Origin of the sequence: Enterobacter cloacae complex sp.6700776 (genome assembly GCF_048284255.1) — a bacterium.
Classification (GTDB): Bacteria; Pseudomonadota; Gammaproteobacteria; order Enterobacterales; family Enterobacteriaceae; genus Enterobacter; species Enterobacter intestinihominis.
Window position 1 is genome coordinate 145,067 of sequence record NZ_JBLVYK010000001.1, and the last position, 17,373, is coordinate 162,439.

14 protein-coding genes are annotated in these 17,373 nt (G+C 57.9%); all 14 read left to right on the forward strand.

Annotated elements, in window-relative coordinates; genetic code table 11:
- Positions 1 to 16: 16 nt before the first annotated feature.
- Positions 17 to 778, forward strand: a complete 762-nt coding sequence (locus ACNQ0T_RS00890; RefSeq protein ID WP_058677592.1) for a molecular chaperone — start codon at positions 17 to 19, stop codon at positions 776 to 778.
- On the forward strand, positions 754 to 3,138 hold the full coding sequence (locus ACNQ0T_RS00895; protein WP_417929400.1) for a fimbria/pilus outer membrane usher protein: 2,385 nt from the start codon (positions 754 to 756) through the stop codon (positions 3,136 to 3,138). The genes ACNQ0T_RS00890 and ACNQ0T_RS00895 overlap by 25 nt, the downstream gene beginning before the upstream one ends.
- Positions 3,135 to 4,097, forward strand: a complete 963-nt coding sequence (locus tag ACNQ0T_RS00900; protein ID WP_063147773.1) for a spore coat U domain-containing protein — start codon at positions 3,135 to 3,137, stop codon at positions 4,095 to 4,097. The genes ACNQ0T_RS00895 and ACNQ0T_RS00900 overlap by 4 nt, the downstream gene beginning before the upstream one ends.
- Positions 4,098 to 4,183: 86 nt before the next feature.
- A complete protein-coding gene (gene tar / locus ACNQ0T_RS00905; RefSeq protein ID WP_252065524.1) occupies positions 4,184 to 5,851 on the forward strand; it encodes a methyl-accepting chemotaxis protein II in 1,668 nt (555 codons plus the stop codon).
- A gap of 44 nt (positions 5,852 to 5,895) precedes the next feature.
- The gene (gene tap, locus ACNQ0T_RS00910) at positions 5,896 to 7,497 is read left to right on the forward strand and encodes a methyl-accepting chemotaxis protein IV (RefSeq protein WP_417929401.1); all 1,602 of its coding nucleotides are present in this window, start codon (positions 5,896 to 5,898) and stop codon (positions 7,495 to 7,497) included.
- Between the two features lie 19 nt (positions 7,498 to 7,516).
- Entirely contained in the window at positions 7,517 to 8,383 is an 867-nt protein-coding gene (gene cheR, locus ACNQ0T_RS00915; protein ID WP_017384409.1) for a protein-glutamate O-methyltransferase CheR, read from the forward strand.
- Positions 8,380 to 9,429, forward strand: a complete 1,050-nt coding sequence (locus ACNQ0T_RS00920) for a protein-glutamate methylesterase/protein-glutamine glutaminase (RefSeq protein WP_014884341.1) — start codon at positions 8,380 to 8,382, stop codon at positions 9,427 to 9,429. The genes cheR and ACNQ0T_RS00920 overlap by 4 nt, the downstream gene beginning before the upstream one ends.
- 17 nt (positions 9,430 to 9,446) lie before the next feature.
- Positions 9,447 to 9,836, forward strand: a complete 390-nt coding sequence (cheY, locus tag ACNQ0T_RS00925; RefSeq protein WP_000763862.1) for a chemotaxis response regulator CheY — start codon at positions 9,447 to 9,449, stop codon at positions 9,834 to 9,836.
- Positions 9,837 to 9,846: 10 nt separating this feature from the next.
- Entirely contained in the window at positions 9,847 to 10,491 is a 645-nt protein-coding gene (gene cheZ / locus ACNQ0T_RS00930; protein ID WP_022648501.1) for a protein phosphatase CheZ, read from the forward strand.
- Between the two features lie 149 nt (positions 10,492 to 10,640).
- Positions 10,641 to 11,789 carry a flagellar biosynthesis protein FlhB gene (gene flhB / locus ACNQ0T_RS00935; protein WP_022648500.1) on the forward strand — a complete coding sequence of 383 codons (1,149 nt, stop codon included), beginning with the start codon at positions 10,641 to 10,643 and terminating at the stop codon, positions 11,787 to 11,789.
- The gene (gene flhA / locus ACNQ0T_RS00940) at positions 11,782 to 13,860 is read left to right on the forward strand and encodes a flagellar biosynthesis protein FlhA (protein ID WP_003859723.1); all 2,079 of its coding nucleotides are present in this window, start codon (positions 11,782 to 11,784) and stop codon (positions 13,858 to 13,860) included. The genes flhB and flhA overlap by 8 nt, the downstream gene beginning before the upstream one ends.
- A complete protein-coding gene (gene flhE, locus ACNQ0T_RS00945) occupies positions 13,860 to 14,252 on the forward strand; it encodes a flagellar protein FlhE (RefSeq protein WP_048966690.1) in 393 nt (130 codons plus the stop codon). Before flhA ends, flhE begins: the two co-directional genes overlap by 1 nt.
- Positions 14,253 to 14,513: 261 nt before the next feature.
- Positions 14,514 to 16,097 (forward strand): MFS transporter, encoded by a 1,584-nt coding sequence (locus tag ACNQ0T_RS00950; RefSeq protein ID WP_022648498.1) that lies wholly within the window; start codon positions 14,514 to 14,516, stop codon positions 16,095 to 16,097.
- A 4-nt stretch (positions 16,098 to 16,101) separates the two neighbouring features.
- On the forward strand, positions 16,102 to 17,241 hold the full coding sequence (locus ACNQ0T_RS00955; RefSeq protein WP_280005053.1) for a glycoside hydrolase family 88/105 protein: 1,140 nt from the start codon (positions 16,102 to 16,104) through the stop codon (positions 17,239 to 17,241).
- The last annotated feature ends 132 nt before the right edge of the window (positions 17,242 to 17,373 follow it).

Genomic DNA, 17,373 nt, shown 5'->3' on the forward strand with positions numbered 1-17,373 from the left:
GAAAGGGAGAGCATTGATGAAGCCATTTTTCAGGCGGTCAGGCCTGTTGAGTCTGTTGGGGATAACGGCCCTTACAGCGGTTAAGGCGCAAGCAGCCGCAACCATTCTTCTTTGGCCTATCGATCCGTGGCTTTCGGCAGACGCCAGAGCAACTGAATTGTGGATCCAGAATCAGGGCAACAGCGCCACGACAATGCAGATACGCATTGTGCGCTGGAAACAGGAGGGCGGATATGAGCGTTACACCGCCCAGCAGGATGTGGTCGCCAGCCCGCCGATCGTGACTATCGCTAAAGGCAGTAAACAGCTTATTCGCCTGATTAAGCAGGGGACGATCCCGTCCGGCGTCGAGCAAGCCTACCGCATCATTGTGGATGAGATTCCCCAGCCGGATGCCAAAGCGGAACCGTCTATGGGCCTCAAACTGCAAATGCGCTATTCCATTCCCTTATTTGTTTATGGACAGGGGATCCCCACCCTCAACGAAGGAGAGCATCACGCGCTGGCGAACACTCAGCAGCTCAACTGGCGGGTCATTCAGGAGGAGGGGAAACCCGCGCTTGAGGTCCGCAATCAGGGGAAGGTTCACGTCAGGCTCAGCCAGGTTGCGGTTGAGCAGGGCGGGCAAAAACGCACGGTTGCCGAGGGGCTGCTGGGTTATGTGCTGCCAGGCAGCACCCGAAGCTGGCCGCTTCCGGCAGGGATTTATCAGCCGAATCGGATGAGCGCGCAAATTAATGCCAGGGATACGCAATGGCAATCGACGCCCGTCAACTGAAACCGGCGATGATGATCCTGCTTTGCGTCAGTACCAGCGCATTTGCCGAAACCGGCGACGACAGTTTACCGCCGCCGCCGGACGCGCGGACGATGAACGGCGAAGCTGTATTCCAGCTCGCCCTGGTGCTGAACCACTATGACACGGGTCTGGTGGTGCCGGTGACGCAGCGCGAGGGCGCCTGGTTTATTTCAGGAGCGGATTTGCTTCGCGCCGGACTGCCGCAGGAGCATGTGCCTGCCGGAGAGGTGAACCTTTCAACGCTCTCATCGGTACGCGTAGAGTATGACAGCAGCGCCCAGCGGCTCATGCTGACGGTCCCCCGGGACTGGGTTGCGGCGCGGATCACGTCGTTTAGCGGTCAGAACGCGCAAAGCAAGCCGCATTATGGCCGGGGCGCGCTGCTCAACTACGACGTTTATACCAACCATACCGAACACACGGGCGGCCAGGCGTCGGTGTGGCATGAGTTCCGCTATTTCAACGAAGACTATTCGTTTTCTTCGACAGGGTACGCCCGACAGAATTTCGCCGGAAGCAGCGGGCAGCAGGAAGGATACGTGCGCTATGACTCAACCCTGCTGATCACCAACGAGGAGGATGCCACCACCTGGACCGTTGGGGACGTCATCAGCGATGCGCTGAGCTGGAGCACCAGCGTGCGGATGGGCGGGATCAGCTATGGGCGCGACTTCTCCCTACGTCCGGATCTGGTGACCTGGCCGCTGCCGGCGTTTTCCGGTGAGGCGGCCGTCCCGACCTCGGTCGATCTCTTTATTAATGGCTACCGTTCCGGCTCCACCCGCCTTCAGCCGGGGCCGTTTACCCTCACTAATCTGCCGTACATCAACGGCGCAGGGGATGCGGTACTGGTCACCACCGACGCGCTGGGACGTCAGGTGAGCACCACGCTGCCGTTTTATGTCAGCAGCGATCTGCTGAAGCAGGGGTTAAGCGACGGCGCCGTGACGCTGGGCAGCCTGCGGCGCAACTACGGTATAGAGAATTTTGACTATGGCCCGGCGGCGGGCAGCGGATCGTATCGCTACGGGGTGACCGACTGGCTGACGCTGGAGGGGCATGCGGAAGGGGCGGAGTCGCTGGCGCTCGGCGGCGCGGGCACGGTGCTGAAGCTCGGGCGTTTTGGCGTGGTGAATACGTCTTATACCCAAAGCCGGATGCGCGGCGACGAAGGGGGCCAGATGAACTGGGGCTATCAGTACAGCACCAGCGAGTTTAGCGTAGCGACCCAGCATACCCGACGCGACCGCGGCTTCGGCAACCTCGCCCTGTACGATCAGCCCACCGTTTATGATGAATATGATAACCCCGTTGCCAGCCTGAGCCGCAATACCGACCAGTACTCCTTAACCTTTAACCTCGGTGATTACGGCAATATCGGTGCGGCGTGGATCGGCGTGGAGAGTTTTGACAGCCGGAAAACCGAGCTGCTCAACCTCTCCTGGAGCCGAAATCTGTGGCGCTCAAGCAGTATTTACCTGGCGGCCAGCCGTGACCAGCAGCGGGACGACTGGACGGTTGCGCTGTCGTTGCAGGTCCCTTTGGGCGAACGTGACAGCGCCGCCGTTACCTTTGAAAACACGCCTGACGCAGGCAGCACTCAACGCATTAACTACAACCACTCGATGCCGTCTGACGGCGGCTTTAGCTGGAACATGGCCTGGGCCAACCAGTCGCGGTCGAGTAACTATCAACAGGCCACGCTCGGCTGGCGGAATAACAATGTTGAGCTTCAGGGCGGCGGCTACGGTGAGAAGGGGATGATGACCTGGTGGGGCGAGGCGATGGGCTCTGTCGTCCTGATGGACGGTGAGCTGTTTGCGGCGAACAAAATCAACGATGCGTTTGTGGTGATCAGCACCGACGGACATCCGGACGTACCCGTCAGCTACGAGAACCAGCCGGTTGGTAAAACCAATAACAAAGGTTATCTGCTGGTCAGCGGCGTTTCCGCCTATTACCCGGCGAGCTACCGCATTGATACCCTGAACTTACCTGCGGATACCCGGCTGAAAGAGACCGAGCGTCGGGTGGCGATTCGTCGGCATAACGGTTATCTGGTGGATTTCCCGATGGAGCAGGAGCGGGTTGCCAGCGTGATCCTGCATGACACGCAGGGCAATGCGATCCCGGTGGGAAGCCAGGTCAAACGCGCGTCCCGCAGTAGCGCGGTTGTTGGCTACGACGGCCTCGCCTGGCTGGAAAACCTCAACGATGTGAATCCTCTGGAGGTCATCACCCCGGACGGTAAACGCTGTATCGCAACGTTGAACGTGGGCGCAAATCCCGAGCATAAGCTGCAAACCTACGGTCCGCTGACCTGCCGGGAGGCACCGTGAAACGCCTGATGATAGCCATACTGCTGCTGTTCTCGGGCAGCGGCTGGGCGGCCTGCACCGTCAGTACGGTGAACGCCTCGTTTGGCAGCGTCACCTCATTCGCCCTGAGCAGTACGGGGGAGGTGCAAACCACCGGCACGCTGGTGGTGTCCTGCGATACTGTTCTCAACCTGCTAACCAACGACTCGGTGACGCTGACCTACACCTCGGCGTCGATAGCCGCCAACAGCCGCGCCACCATGAAACGTACCGATAATGCGGCCATCGCGGACGTTATCCCCACGCGCCTGTGCGGTGCCACTGGCTGCGGCGGAAACAGTGAAGTACAAATCAGCAAAACCTATACCTGGAATGGCAACACCCTGCTCGGGCTGCTGGGGTCAAGGCGCTACAACATTCCGCTTTATTTCCGTACTGTGCCGGGGCAGAACGTCACGGCCGGGCCGTACCAGGTGTTGTTAACGTTCAGCATCAACTACAACGTGTGCGCCGTTGGCGCGGGCGGGCTATGCCTGACCCCGCAAACCGGCACGGCAACTACCTCCATTCTCCTCAACATGACCGTCACCAATGATTGCAGCACGATGACCACGCCGGACGTGAATTTTAACAGCGCGCCGCTGGTGCAAAATTTTCCCACCGTTTCGCAGTCGATCGCCGTCACCTGCACCAAGGGCAGCACTTACACCATAGGCATTAATAATGGAGCAAACGCCCTGAACAACGTTCGTCGTATGGTTAGCGGCAGCAATTTTATGAGTTACGACATCTATAAAGAGGCGACCAGCAACCGCTGGGGCGGCAGTGGCAGCGAGCGCTGGGCCAGCGCCAGCTCATCCCAGGTCAGTACCGACGGGCTTTTACGCACCTATAACTACAGCGCTAAGGTCCTGACCAGCCAGGCCACGCCGCCTGCCGGAACCTACACCGACACGCTGATCGTTGACGTCGCGTTCTGACTCCCCGCGCTTTTCCTTTTCGCAAATGTAAAGTTCCCGTGGCCCCTGCCGATAACACCGTTAATCAATCGATGAGAAGGTGTTGTATGTTGAACCGTATCCGCGTTGTCACAATGCTTATGATGGTGCTGGTCATTTTCGCACTTCTTCAGCTTATTTCTGGCGGCCTCTTTTTCTCCTCGTTAAAACAGAACCAGGACAGCTTCGCGGCCTCGAACGATTTGCGGATGCAGCAAAGCGAACTGACCACAACCTGGGATCTGATGTTGCAGACGCGTATCAATCTGAGCCGCTCGTCTGCCCGCATGATGATGGATCCGAACAACCAGCAGAGCAGCGCAAAAACGGAATTGCTGAAGAATGCGCGCGCCACGCTGGCAGACGCGGCGAAACATTACGAGGCCTTCAAAAAAATCGCCCCTCAGCCCGCAATGGCGCAGGCGAGCGCGAACATAGATGAAAAATATCTGGCCTACTTCGCCGGCCTCACGGAGCTGGTGCAGTTCCTGGAAAAGGGCAATATGGATGCCTATTTCGCGCAGCCGACCCAGGGCATGCAGCACGCACTCGGCGCGGCGCTCGGCGAGTACGCCAAAGCCAGCGGCGAGCTTTATCACTCCGCCTTTACGCAAAGCCAGAACGACTACCGTTTCGCGAAATGGCAGATGGCGGTGCTCGCCCTCGCGCTGGTCATCGTGCTGGTGGCCGTGTGGTACGGCATTCGTCATATCCTTCTTAATCCGCTTGGCCGCGTCATTGCCCATATCCGCGATATTGGCCGGGGCGATCTCACGAAAACGCTGACCGTTTCTGGTCGCAACGAGATCACCGAGCTGGCGACCAGCGTCGACCATATGCAGCGTTCGCTGATTGATACCGTCGCCAACGTGCGCGAGGGGGCGGATGCCATCTATACCGGCACGAGTGAAATCGCGATGGGCAACAACGATCTCTCGTCCCGTACCGAACAGCAGGCGTCCGCTCTGGAAGAGACGGCGGCAAGCATGGAGCAGCTCACCGCGACCGTGAAGCAGAATGCCGACAACGCCCGTCAGGCGTCGCAGCTTGCAGAAAGCGCGTCCGACACCGCCCAGCGCGGCGGTCGGGTGGTCGACGGCGTGGTGAAAACCATGCATGACATTGCCGACAGCTCGAAGAAAATCGCCGATATCATCAGCGTTATCGACGGCATCGCCTTCCAGACCAACATTCTCGCGCTGAACGCGGCCGTTGAAGCGGCGCGTGCGGGCGAGCAGGGACGTGGGTTTGCCGTGGTCGCTGGCGAAGTACGTAACCTCGCCAGCCGCAGCGCCAATGCGGCGAAAGAGATCAAAGCCCTGATTGAAGACTCTGTTTCACGCGTGGATACCGGCTCGGTGCTGGTGGAAAGTGCGGGTGAAACCATGAATGACATCGTGAATGCCGTGACGCGCGTGACGGACATCATGGGTGAAATCGCCTCTGCATCGGATGAGCAGAGTCGTGGTATTGACCAGGTCGCTCTGGCGGTATCGGAAATGGATCGTGTGACGCAGCAAAACGCCGCCCTGGTGCAGGAGTCCGCTGCCGCGGCCGCTGCGCTTGAGGATCAGGCGAGCCGCCTGAAAATGGCCGTCTCGGCGTTCCGTCTTACTTCAAAAACAACAAATACGGTCAGCTCGCGGTCAGCGTACAGCGAAGCAACCCCGGCGCCCGTGACAACACCTACGCGCGCAGCGGTGACCGGACAAGATGAAAACTGGGAAACATTTTGACTGACAATTAAACCGCGGCTGCTTGCCGCTTGATGGGAGCGTGGATGTTAAATCGTATTCGTATCTCGACCACACTGTTTTTGATTCTGATCCTGTGTGGGGTTTTGCAGGTTGGCAGTAACGGGTTGTCTTTCTGGGCGTTTCGCGATGGCTATCAGAATTTGCAGGAAGTTGAGACGAGTAATCAGCAGCGCTCCGCACTGGCACAAACGCGTGCCGTGCTGTTGCAGGCAAGCACTGCGCTGAACAAAGCAGGGACGTTAACCGCGCTGAGCTATCCGCCGGATGATATTAAGGCGCTGATGGTCGTGGCCCGCAGCAGCCTGAAGCAGGCCGACGCGCAGTTTAAGACGTTTACGGCGCAGGAGGCGGTGAGTGAGAAAGAGAAAACGCTGAAAGTCGCCATGAAAAAGACCTTTGATGTGTGGTACGGCGATCTCAACCATCAGGCGACGTGGCTGGAGAACAACCAGCTTTCTGACTTCCTGACCGCGCCGGTGCAGGCGTCTCAGGCGGCATTTGACGACAGCTTTAACGCATGGCAGCAGGATATTAACCAGTTTGTGGCGCGTGCCGGTGCGGACAGCCGTACCAGCTACCGCATGTCAGGGGTGATTTTCCTGACCATGGTGATCCTGGCCGCCCTGCTGACCGGCGGCTCGCTGTGGTGGTCGCGCAAAATGATCGTCCAGCCGCTGGCGATCGTCAGCAGCCACTTCGACAGTATGGCGAAGGGCGACCTGGCGCGTCCGGTGGCCGTGTATGGCAGGAATGAAATATCAGCGATTTTCGCCAGCCTGAAGGCGATGCAGAGTTCGCTGCGGGAAACGGTAAGCAACGTTCGTCAGGGCAGTTACGCCATGCATACCGGGATCTCCGAGATTGCGGCAGGCAATAACGACCTCTCATCCCGCACCGAACAGCAGGCGGCATCGCTGGCGCAGACGGCGGCCAGCATGGAGCAACTGACCGCGACGGTAAGCCAGAACGCCGATAACGCGCGTCAGGCGTCCGACTTGTCAAAACAGGCGGCGATGACGGCGAAACGTGGGGGCGACCAGGCTTCTCACGTCGCCAGCACGATGCAGCAGATTGCCGCCAGCTCGCAGAAAATTGGCGACATTATCAGCGTCATCGACGGTATCGCGTTCCAGACCAATATTCTGGCGCTGAACGCGGCCGTTGAAGCGGCGCGTGCCGGAGAGCAGGGGCGCGGGTTCGCGGTGGTTGCCGGTGAAGTCCGAAACCTCGCCAGTCGCAGCGCCAACGCGGCGAAAGAGATCAAAGGGCTGATAGAAGAGTCGGTCTCCCGCGTTCAGCAGGGCTCCGCGCTGGTGGATACCGCCGCGCAGACCATGCACGAGATTGTCACCTCCGTGACGCGGGTTAACGACATTATGGGCGAGATTGCCTCGGCGTCTGATGAACAACGCCGTGGTATTGAGCAGGTGGCGCAGGCCGTTACACAGATGGATCAGGTTACGCAGCAGAACGCCTCACTGGTGGAAGAGGCGGCGGCGGCTACCGATCAGCTGGCAAACCAGGCGGATCACCTTACCGGGTTGGTCGCCGTATTTAATGTGAAAGAGCACGTTGAAGCAGTAACAGAAGTCGGACGGTCACAGGCCGTGCCCGTTGTATCCTGAATGTGATTGAGAAGGCGCTATGACATCACCCATGCCCTCAGGGCAAACGTCATTATTGTTGCAGATGACACAGCGCCTCGCGCTGTCCGACGCGCATTTTCGTCGGATATGTCAGTTAATCTACCAGCGTGCGGGGATCGTGCTTGCGGACCATAAGCGAGACATGGTCTACAACCGGCTGGTGCGGCGCTTGCGCACGCTGGGGCTGGATGATTTTGGCCGCTATCTGAGCATGCTCGAAGCGAACCAGAACAGCGCCGAATGGCAGGCATTTATCAACTCATTAACCACCAACCTGACCGCGTTTTTCCGCGAGGCGCATCACTTCCCGGTGCTGGCGGAACACGCCCGTCGCCGTAGCGGAGAGTATCGCGTCTGGAGCGCGGCAGCCTCTACCGGGGAAGAGCCGTACTCGCTGGCCATCACCCTTGCAGACACCCTGGGAATGGCGCCGGGCCGCTGGAAAGTGTACGCCAGCGACATCGACACCGAAGTGCTGGAAAAAGCCCGTAACGGCGTTTATCGCCAGGATGAACTAAAAACGCTGTCTCCTCAGCAGCTACAGCGTTACTTCATGCGCGGTACCGGCCCGCATGAAGGACTGGTGCGCGTACGCCAGGAGCTGGCGAACTGCGTGGAATTCGCCCCCGTTAATTTACTGGATAAGCAGTACAACGTGCCGGGGCCATTCGACGCCATTTTTTGCCGTAACGTGATGATCTATTTTGATAAAACGACGCAACAGGACATTTTGCGTCGCTTTGTTCCGTTGCTCAAGCCTGACGGTTTACTGTTTGCCGGGCACTCGGAAAACTTCAGCAACCTCGTGCGTGAGTTTAGCCTGCGTGGGCAAACGGTTTATGCGTTGAGTAAGGAAAAAGCATGAGTAAAATCAGGGTATTGTCTGTCGATGATTCTGCGCTGATGCGTCAGATTATGACCGAAATCATCAATAGCCACAGCGATATGGAGATGGTGGCAACAGCGCCCGATCCGCTGGTCGCGCGGGATTTAATCAAAAAATATAACCCCGACGTGCTGACGCTGGATGTCGAAATGCCACGCATGGATGGCATCGATTTCCTGGAAAAATTAATGCGCCTGCGCCCGATGCCGGTGGTGATGGTGTCATCTCTGACAGGTAAAGGTTCAGAAATCACCCTGCGCGCGCTGGAGCTGGGGGCGGTGGATTTTGTCACCAAGCCGCAGCTCGGCATTCGCGAGGGGATGCTGGCGTACAGCGAGATGATCGCCGAGAAAATCCGTACCGCGTCGCGCGCAAAACTGGCGGCCCACAAGCCGATGGCCGCGCCGGCAACCCTGAAGGCCGGACCGTTACTCAGCTCGGAAAAACTGCTGGTCATAGGGGCGTCAACCGGAGGAACAGAGGCAATTCGCCATGTACTCCAGCCATTGCCGCTCTCAAGCCCGGGTATCCTGATTACGCAACATATGCCGCCGGGGTTTACCCGCTCATTCGCGGAGCGCCTGAATAAGCTGTGCCAGATCAGCGTGAAAGAGGCGGAAGACGGCGAGCGCGTGCTGCCAGGTCACGCGTATATCGCCCCGGGTGACAAACATATGGAGCTGGCGCGCAGCGGGGCTAACTATCAAATCAAAATTCATGACGGGCCGCCGGTTAACCGGCACCGTCCGTCGGTGGATGTGCTGTTTCATTCGGTGGCGAAACATGCGGGGCGCAACGCCGTGGGGGTGATCCTGACGGGGATGGGCAACGACGGCGCCGCCGGAATGCTCGCGATGCACCAGGCTGGCGCCTGGACGATTGCGCAGAATGAAGCAAGTTGTGTGGTGTTCGGCATGCCGCGCGAGGCCATCAATATGGGTGGCGTAAGCGAAGTGGTCGATCTTAGCCAGGTAAGCCAGCAGATGCTGGCGAAAATCAGTGCCGGACAGGCAATACGTATTTGACTCAGGAGTATTATTTTATGGCGGATAAAGAGCTTAAGTTTTTGGTTGTGGATGACTTTTCCACCATGCGTCGCATTGTGCGCAACCTGCTAAAAGAGCTAGGCTTCAACAACGTTGAAGAAGCAGAAGACGGGGTGGATGCGCTGAACAAACTCCAGGCTGGCGGGTTTGGTTTTGTGATTTCCGACTGGAACATGCCGAACATGGACGGTCTCGAACTGCTGAAAACCATCCGCGCGGATGCAGGCATGGCCTCTCTGCCGGTGCTGATGGTGACCGCAGAAGCGAAGAAAGAGAACATTATTGCCGCTGCACAGGCGGGCGCAAGCGGCTACGTGGTGAAGCCATTCACCGCGGCGACTCTGGAAGAGAAGCTCGGGAAGATCTTCGAGAAACTCGGCATGTGAGGTGATGGAAATGTTGCAACCTGCTATGAAACCCGTTGAAGAACATTCGCCGAGCGACATTATTGCCCGTATTGGTAGCCTGACCCGCATGCTGCGCGACAGCCTCCGTGAGCTGGGGCTGGACCAGGCTATCGCCGAAGCGGCGGAAGCCATCCCCGACGCGCGCGACCGTCTGGACTACGTGGTGCAGATGACCGCGCAGGCGGCGGAACGTGCGCTGAACAGCGTTGAGGCGTCACAGCCGCACCAGGATGCGATGGAGAAGGGGGCGAAAGCGCTGACCCAACGCTGGGATGAGTGGTTTGAGAACCCCATTGAGCTGGCGGATGCCCGCGAACTGGTAACGGACACCCGTCAGTTCCTGGGCGATGTGCCAGGGCACACCAGCTTCACCAATGCGCAACTGCTGGACATCATGATGGCGCAGGATTTCCAGGACCTCACCGGCCAGGTGATCAAGCGCATGATGGATGTGATTCAGGAGATTGAACGTCAGCTGTTGATGGTGCTGCTGGAAAATATTCCGGAACCGGCTGCCCGTCCGAAACGCGAGAACGAAAGCTTGCTCAATGGTCCACAGCTTGACACCAGCAAAGCGGGCGTGGTGGCAAGCCAGGATCAGGTGGACGATCTGCTGGACAGTCTTGGTTTCTGATTGCCCTTCTGCCTCAGGCTGTGAACGCGGCCTGAGGTTGTTCAGAACAAAAACAGCGAAAAGAGCCCGAATAAACGGGCTTTTCCCGCCATTGGATTTTCTCTGCGCTGGCATGATACCCGTGAATTAATGGGCTGCGAGCAGGCACAGTGGCAGAAGAGAACGACGACAAAACAGAAGCCCCCACACCCCACCGACTTGAAAAAGCCCGTGAGGATGGGCAGATCCCCCGATCCCGAGAGCTGACCTCCCTGCTGATCCTGGTGGTGGGCGTCTGCATAATCTGGTGGGGCGGGGAGATGCTTGCCCGCAGACTGGCGGGAATGCTCTCTGCTGGCTTACGTTTTGATCACAGCATGGTCAATGACCCCAATCTGATCCTCATTCAGATCATCAACCTGGTAAAAAGCGCCATGATCGCTCTGCTGCCGTTGATTGCCGGGGTGGTCATCGTGGCTCTTGTTTCGCCGGTCATGCTCGGTGGCCTGGTGTTCAGCGGTAAATCGCTGCAACCAAAATTCTCCAAGCTCAACCCGCTACCCGGTATTGCGAAAATGTTTTCAGCTCAAACCGGGGCTGAGCTTCTTAAAGCGATCCTGAAATCGCTTCTTATGGGCAGTGCTGCCGGGTTTTTTCTGTGGCACCACTGGCCGGAGATGATGCGTCTGATTAGTGAATCCCCCATGACGGCGATGAAGAATGCCCTGAACCTGGTCGGATTAGGCTCGCTGCTGGTGGTTCTCAGCATTATTCCGATGGTGGCGTTCGACGTTATCTTCCAGATCTTTTCCCATATCAAGAAGCTACGAATGTCGCGTCAGGATATTCGCGATGAATATAAACAGATGGAAGGCGACCCGCACGTCAAGGGCCGTATCCGCCAGATGCAACGTGCTGCCGCGCGTCGTCGCATGATGGAAGATGTGCCGAAAGCCGATGTGATTGTCACTAACCCGACCCACTACTCCGTGGCGCTTCAGTACGACGAAAACAAAATGAGCGCACCGAAAGTGGTGGCGAAAGGGGCCGGGCTGATTGCGCTGCGCATTCGTGAAATCGCGACGGAAAACCGCGTACCGATCCTTGAAGCACCGCCATTAGCCCGTGCGCTGTATCGCCACGCGGAAATTGGACAACAGATCCCGGGCCAGCTCTACGCCGCTGTCGCAGAGGTGCTGGCCTGGGTGTGGCAACTGAAACGCTGGCGTTTAGCGGGCGGTCAACGACCTGTAAAACCTGAGAACCTTCCGGTGCCTGAAGCACTGGATTTTTTGAACGAGAAGGACACTGATGGCTAATCTGGTGGCAATGTTGCGCCTGCCCGGCAACCTGAAATCGACGCAATGGCAGATCCTTGCCGGACCGATTCTGATCCTGCTAATTCTGTCGATGATGGTGCTGCCGTTACCGGCATTTATCCTCGACCTGCTTTTCACCTTCAACATTGCGTTGTCCATCATGGTGCTGCTGGTGGCGATGTTCACCCAGCGCACGCTGGAGTTCGCCGCGTTTCCAACGATCCTGCTGTTCACCACGCTGCTGCGCCTCGCGCTGAACGTTGCCTCCACGCGTATCATCCTGATGGAAGGGCACACCGGCGCGGCGGCGGCGGGCAAGGTGGTCGAAGCCTTCGGTCACTTCCTGGTGGGCGGCAACTTCGCCATCGGTATCGTGGTGTTCGTCATTCTGGTGATTATCAACTTCATGGTTATCACTAAAGGGGCGGGGCGTATCGCAGAAGTGGGCGCGCGCTTCGTGCTCGACGGGATGCCGGGCAAGCAGATGGCAATCGACGCCGACCTGAATGCCGGGCTGATTGCGGAAGATGAAGCAAAAAAACGCCGTGCCGAAGTGACCCAGGAGGCAGATTTCTACGGCTCCATGGACGGTGCGAGTAAGTTTGTGCGCGGTGACGCCATCGCGGGCATTCTGATCATGGTGATTAACGTCGTCGGCGGCCTGCTGGTCGGCGTGCTGCAACACGGCATGGACATGGGCCACGCAGCGGAAAGCTATACGCTGCTGACCATTGGTGATGGTCTGGTGGCACAGATCCCGGCACTGGTGATCTCCACCGCGGCGGGGGTGATTGTGACCCGCGTCAGCACCGATCAGGATGTAGGCGAGCAGATGGTGGGGCAGTTGTTCAGCAACCCGCGCGTTATGCTGCTCTCCGCGGCGGTACTGGGCCTGCTCGGTATGGTGCCGGGCATGCCAAACCTGGTATTCCTGCTGTTCACTGCCGCGCTGCTGGGCCTTGCCTGGTGGATGCGTGGCCGTGAAACTCAGCCTAAGGCAGAGCCAGCGCCGGTCAAAATGCCTGAGAACACCCAGGCGGTGGAAGCCACCTGGAACGACGTTCAGCTCGAAGATTCGCTGGGGATGGAAGTGGGGTACCGCCTTATCCCGATGGTGGACTTCCAGCAGGATGGCGAACTGCTTGGCCGTATCCGCAGCATTCGTAAAAAATTCGCCCAGGACATGGGCTTCCTGCCGCCGGTGGTGCATATCCGGGACAATATGGATCTCCCGCCCGCACGCTACCGCATCCTGATGAAAGGGGTGGAAATCGGCAGCGGTGATGCGTACCCCGGCCGCTGGCTGGCGATTAACCCTGGCACTGCCGCTGGCACGTTGCCGGGTGAGCAGACGACCGACCCGGCCTTTGGTCTGGCGGCCATCTGGATTGAGAGCGCCCTGAAAGAGCAGGCGCAGATCCAGGGTTACACGGTTGTTGAGGCCAGTACCGTGGTCGCGACGCACCTCAACCATCTGATTGGCCAGTTCTCCGCGGAACTGTTTGGACGTCAGGAGGCGCAGCAGCTGCTTGACCGCGTAACGCAGGAGATGCCGAAGCTGACCGAAGATTTGGTGCCGGGCGTGCTGACCTTAACCACCCTGCACAAAGTGCTGCAAAATCTGCTCGATGAGAAGGTGCCGATCCGCGATATGCGCACCATTCTGGAAACACTGGCCGAGCATGCGCCGCTCCAGAGCGATCCACATGAGCTGACGGCGGTGGTGCGCGTGGCGCTCGGGCGCGCCATAACCCAGCAATGGTTCCCGGGAACCGGCGAAGTGCAGGTGATTGGCCTGGACACGCCGCTGGAACGTCTGCTGCTTCAGGCCCTACAGGGCGGTGGCGGGCTGGAGCCGGGTCTGGCGGACAGATTGCTGGCGCAAACCCAGGAGGCGCTGGCGCGTCAGGAGATGCTGGGCGCGCCGCCGGTGCTGCTGGTGAATCATGCGCTGCGTCCGCTGCTGTCGCGCTTCCTGCGCCGGAGCCTGAACCAGCTGGTGGTGCTGTCGAATATGGAGCTGTCCGATAACCGCAATATTCGCATGACGGCGACCATAGGAGGGAAATAATGCGTAAGTGGCTGTGGATCTTATTTTTCCCGCTGGCGGTGCAGGCCGCAGGCGAGGGGGCATGGCAGGCCAGCAGTATCGGCTTAACGCTCAACCATCGGGGGGAGTCGATCTCCTCCCGTCCGCTGTCAGCCTCTGAGCCCGTCTCCGGGCAGATGACGCTGGTGGCCTGGAATTACACCCTGACGGGGCCCACACCGGCCGGGTTGCGGGTGCGGCTGTGCTCGCTGACCCGCTGCGCGGAAATCGAGGGCCAAAGTGGCATCACCCAGGCCTTCAACGGGGTGTCTGCTCAGGAACCTTTACGCTTTATCTGGGAAGTGCCAGGCGGCGGACGCCTGATCCCGGCGCTGAAGGTTCAGCGCAACGAGGTGCTCGTCAACTACCGCTAACTGCCCGCCTTTTCGCCAGTCTTCAGGCATTTCTGAAGGCTGGCTCGCAAAATTGACCTTCCCTTTTGATACAAAAGAAACGCTGTTTTATAAATCAGTGACACGCGTATTGACACTCTTTGCATTTTTGCCATTCACCACCCTGTGATGGCAGAAACAGAAAGGTTTCACCAGGTCGATACTTTTACTGTAGCCGTGTAAAAGCTCCCGGACGAGGTTTGCTTACAGGGAGTCTCCCAAAACTGATTAGGGTTGACGGCAATGAAAACACGTAAAATTGGACTCGCAAATTATCTTGCTTACGGTTCAGGGGACTTCCTCGGAGCGGGGACTACCGCCCTGACGGCCGCCTGGCTTTTGTATTTTTATACGACCTTCTGTGGACTCACACCGATTGAAGCAACCTTTATCTTCGCTGCCGCAAGGGTGCTGGATGCGGTTGTCAGTCCGTTAATGGGCTTTTTAACCGATAATTTTGGTACTACCTGGCTGGGTAAGCGTTTTGGCCGGCGTAAGTTCTTCATCCTGCTCGGTATTCCCTGCGTTTTCAGCTACTCGCTGATGTGGGTAGGGGACATGAGTTTCTGGTATTACCTGCTGACGTATCTGATCTTTGATATTGTTTACACCATGATTCTGGTGCCGTATGAAACGCTGGTGCCGGAAATGACTGACGATTTCAAACAAAAAACCAAATTCTCCGGGGCGCGTATCTCCATGGCCCAGATGTCAGCCATTCTGGCCTCCTTTCTGCCGGGGATCCTGCTCACGCATTTCGGCAAAGACAACGCGATCTCCTTCTTCTATGCAAGCCTGGTCTTCTCCGTACTTTGCGCGCTGATGCTTACTTTCGTCTGGTTCTTCACCTGGGAGCGTCCGCGGGAAGAGTGGTCTGAAGCAGCCCTGCGCGCTGAAGAAGAGAAGAAAAAGCTGACCCTGGGACAGAGCCTGAACCGTCTTTTTGTCGAATTAAGTTCGACGCTGCGTATCAAGATTTTCCGCCAGCATCTGGGCATGTATCTCGGCGGCTATATTGCCCAGGATGTGTTCAACGCCGTATTCACCTATTACGTGGTGTTTGTGCTGATGCAGGAAGCATCCATGGCGTCCAACCTGCTGGGCACGATGGCCATCTTCCAGTTCCTCGCCGTGATTGGCATGATCCCGCTGTGCATTCGCTTCGGACCTGCGCCGTCTTACCGCATGGTGGTCGTGCTGTTTGGCCTGGCCTCGCTCTCTTACGCGGTGCTTTATTACGCGGGCCTGAGCGACGTTTACGCTCTGCTGCTGCTGATCTCTGCGGTTGCCGGTCTTGGCCGCGGGGGTATCAACTACGTACCGTGGAATACCTACACCTACATTGCTGACGTGGACGAAGTGATCACCGGTCAGCGTCGCGAAGGGATCTTCGCGGGCATCATGACGCTGACCCGTAAAGCGTCCCAGGCCGGTGCGGTAATGCTGGTGGGGATCGTGATGCAGATGTCTGGCTTTGTCAGCGGTCAAAAAGTGCAGCCTGCGGAAGTGAGCCACACTATCCTGATGATCCTGAGCGTCGGCACCATTCTGGTACTGTTCTGCGGCTTCCTGGTCTCCCTGCGCTTCAAACTCAATTTGCAGACCCACAGCACCCTGCGTGAAGAGACCGCGAAAATGCGCGAGTCCGGCCATGCGATGCCGGAGGCGGCGACCCCGCAGGCCCGCGCCACCGTGGAGATGCTGGCCGGTATGCCGTATGAATCCCTGTGGGGCAACAACAATATCGGTTACCTGAATCGCAACAAGCCGGCGGCCCCTTCACTGAAGGATCGTGCGGTACTGAATTCGACATACAACAGAGGTTAAGATGATGAAAGTTTGGCCTGTCAAACATAGCCCGTTACTGCGTCAGCCTGAGTGCTTTATCGCCAGGGATGAACTGAAATCGCTGATTCAAAAGGTGACGCATAATCTGGTCAATATCCACGACAAAACGGGTGAGTTTTTGCTGCGGCTGGACGACGGGCGCGTGATCGACACCAAAGGCTGGGCCGGATGGGAATGGACGCACGGCGTTGGTTTGTACGGTATCTGGCAGTATTACTGCCAGACCGGTGACGCAGGCATGCGCGAGATTATCGACAGCTGGTTTACTGACCGTTTCGCAGAAGGCGCAACCACCAAAAACGTGAATACCATGTCGCCGTTCCTGACGCTCGCGTATCGCTACGAAGAGACCAAAAACCCGGCCTGGCTGCCGTGGCTGGAAAGCTGGGCGGAGTGGGCGATGAATGAGATGCCGCGCACCGAACATGGCGGCATGCAGCACATCACACTGGCGGAAGAGAACCATCAGCAGATGTGGGATGACACGCTGATGATGACGGTGCTGCCGCTGGCGAAAATCGGCAAGCTGCTTAATAAGCCGGAGTACGTCGAGGAGGCGATCTATCAGTTCCTGCTCCACGTACAGAACCTGATGGATCGTGAGACGGGGCTGTGGTTCCACGGCTGGAATTACGACGGCAATCACAACTTTGCCCGGGCCCGCTGGGCGCGCGGCAACAGCTGGCTGACCATCGTGATCCCGGATTTCCTCGAACTGGTGGATCTGCCAGAAAACAACGCCGTTCGTCGCTATCTGGTGCAGGTGCTAAATGCGCAGATCGCCGCACTGGCAAAATGTCAGGATGAGAGTGGATTGTGGCATACGCTGCTGGACGATCCTGATTCTTATCTGGAGGCGTCGGCCACGGCAGGGTTTGCCTACGGCATTCTGAAAGCCGTGCGCAAGCGGTATGTCGGTGCAGAGTATGCAGAGGTGGCGGAGAAAGCGATCCGCGGTATCGTGCAAAACATCTCGCCGGAAGGGGAACTGCTGCAAACGTCCTTCGGGACGGGGATGGGCAGCGATCTGGCGTTTTACCGCCAGATACCGCTGACCTCGATGCCGTATGGCCAGGCAATGGCGATTCTGTGTCTGACGGAATATTTACGGAAATATTTTTAATACCTGAATAATAATCTCATTACTGCAAAGCCTCTTTTAGAAGAGGCTTTTTTTATAATGGCACCGGGAAAATACCTTACGCTATCAATATCAGGTGTGTTATATATTGATGGGGTGAATACTAGGCTGAAA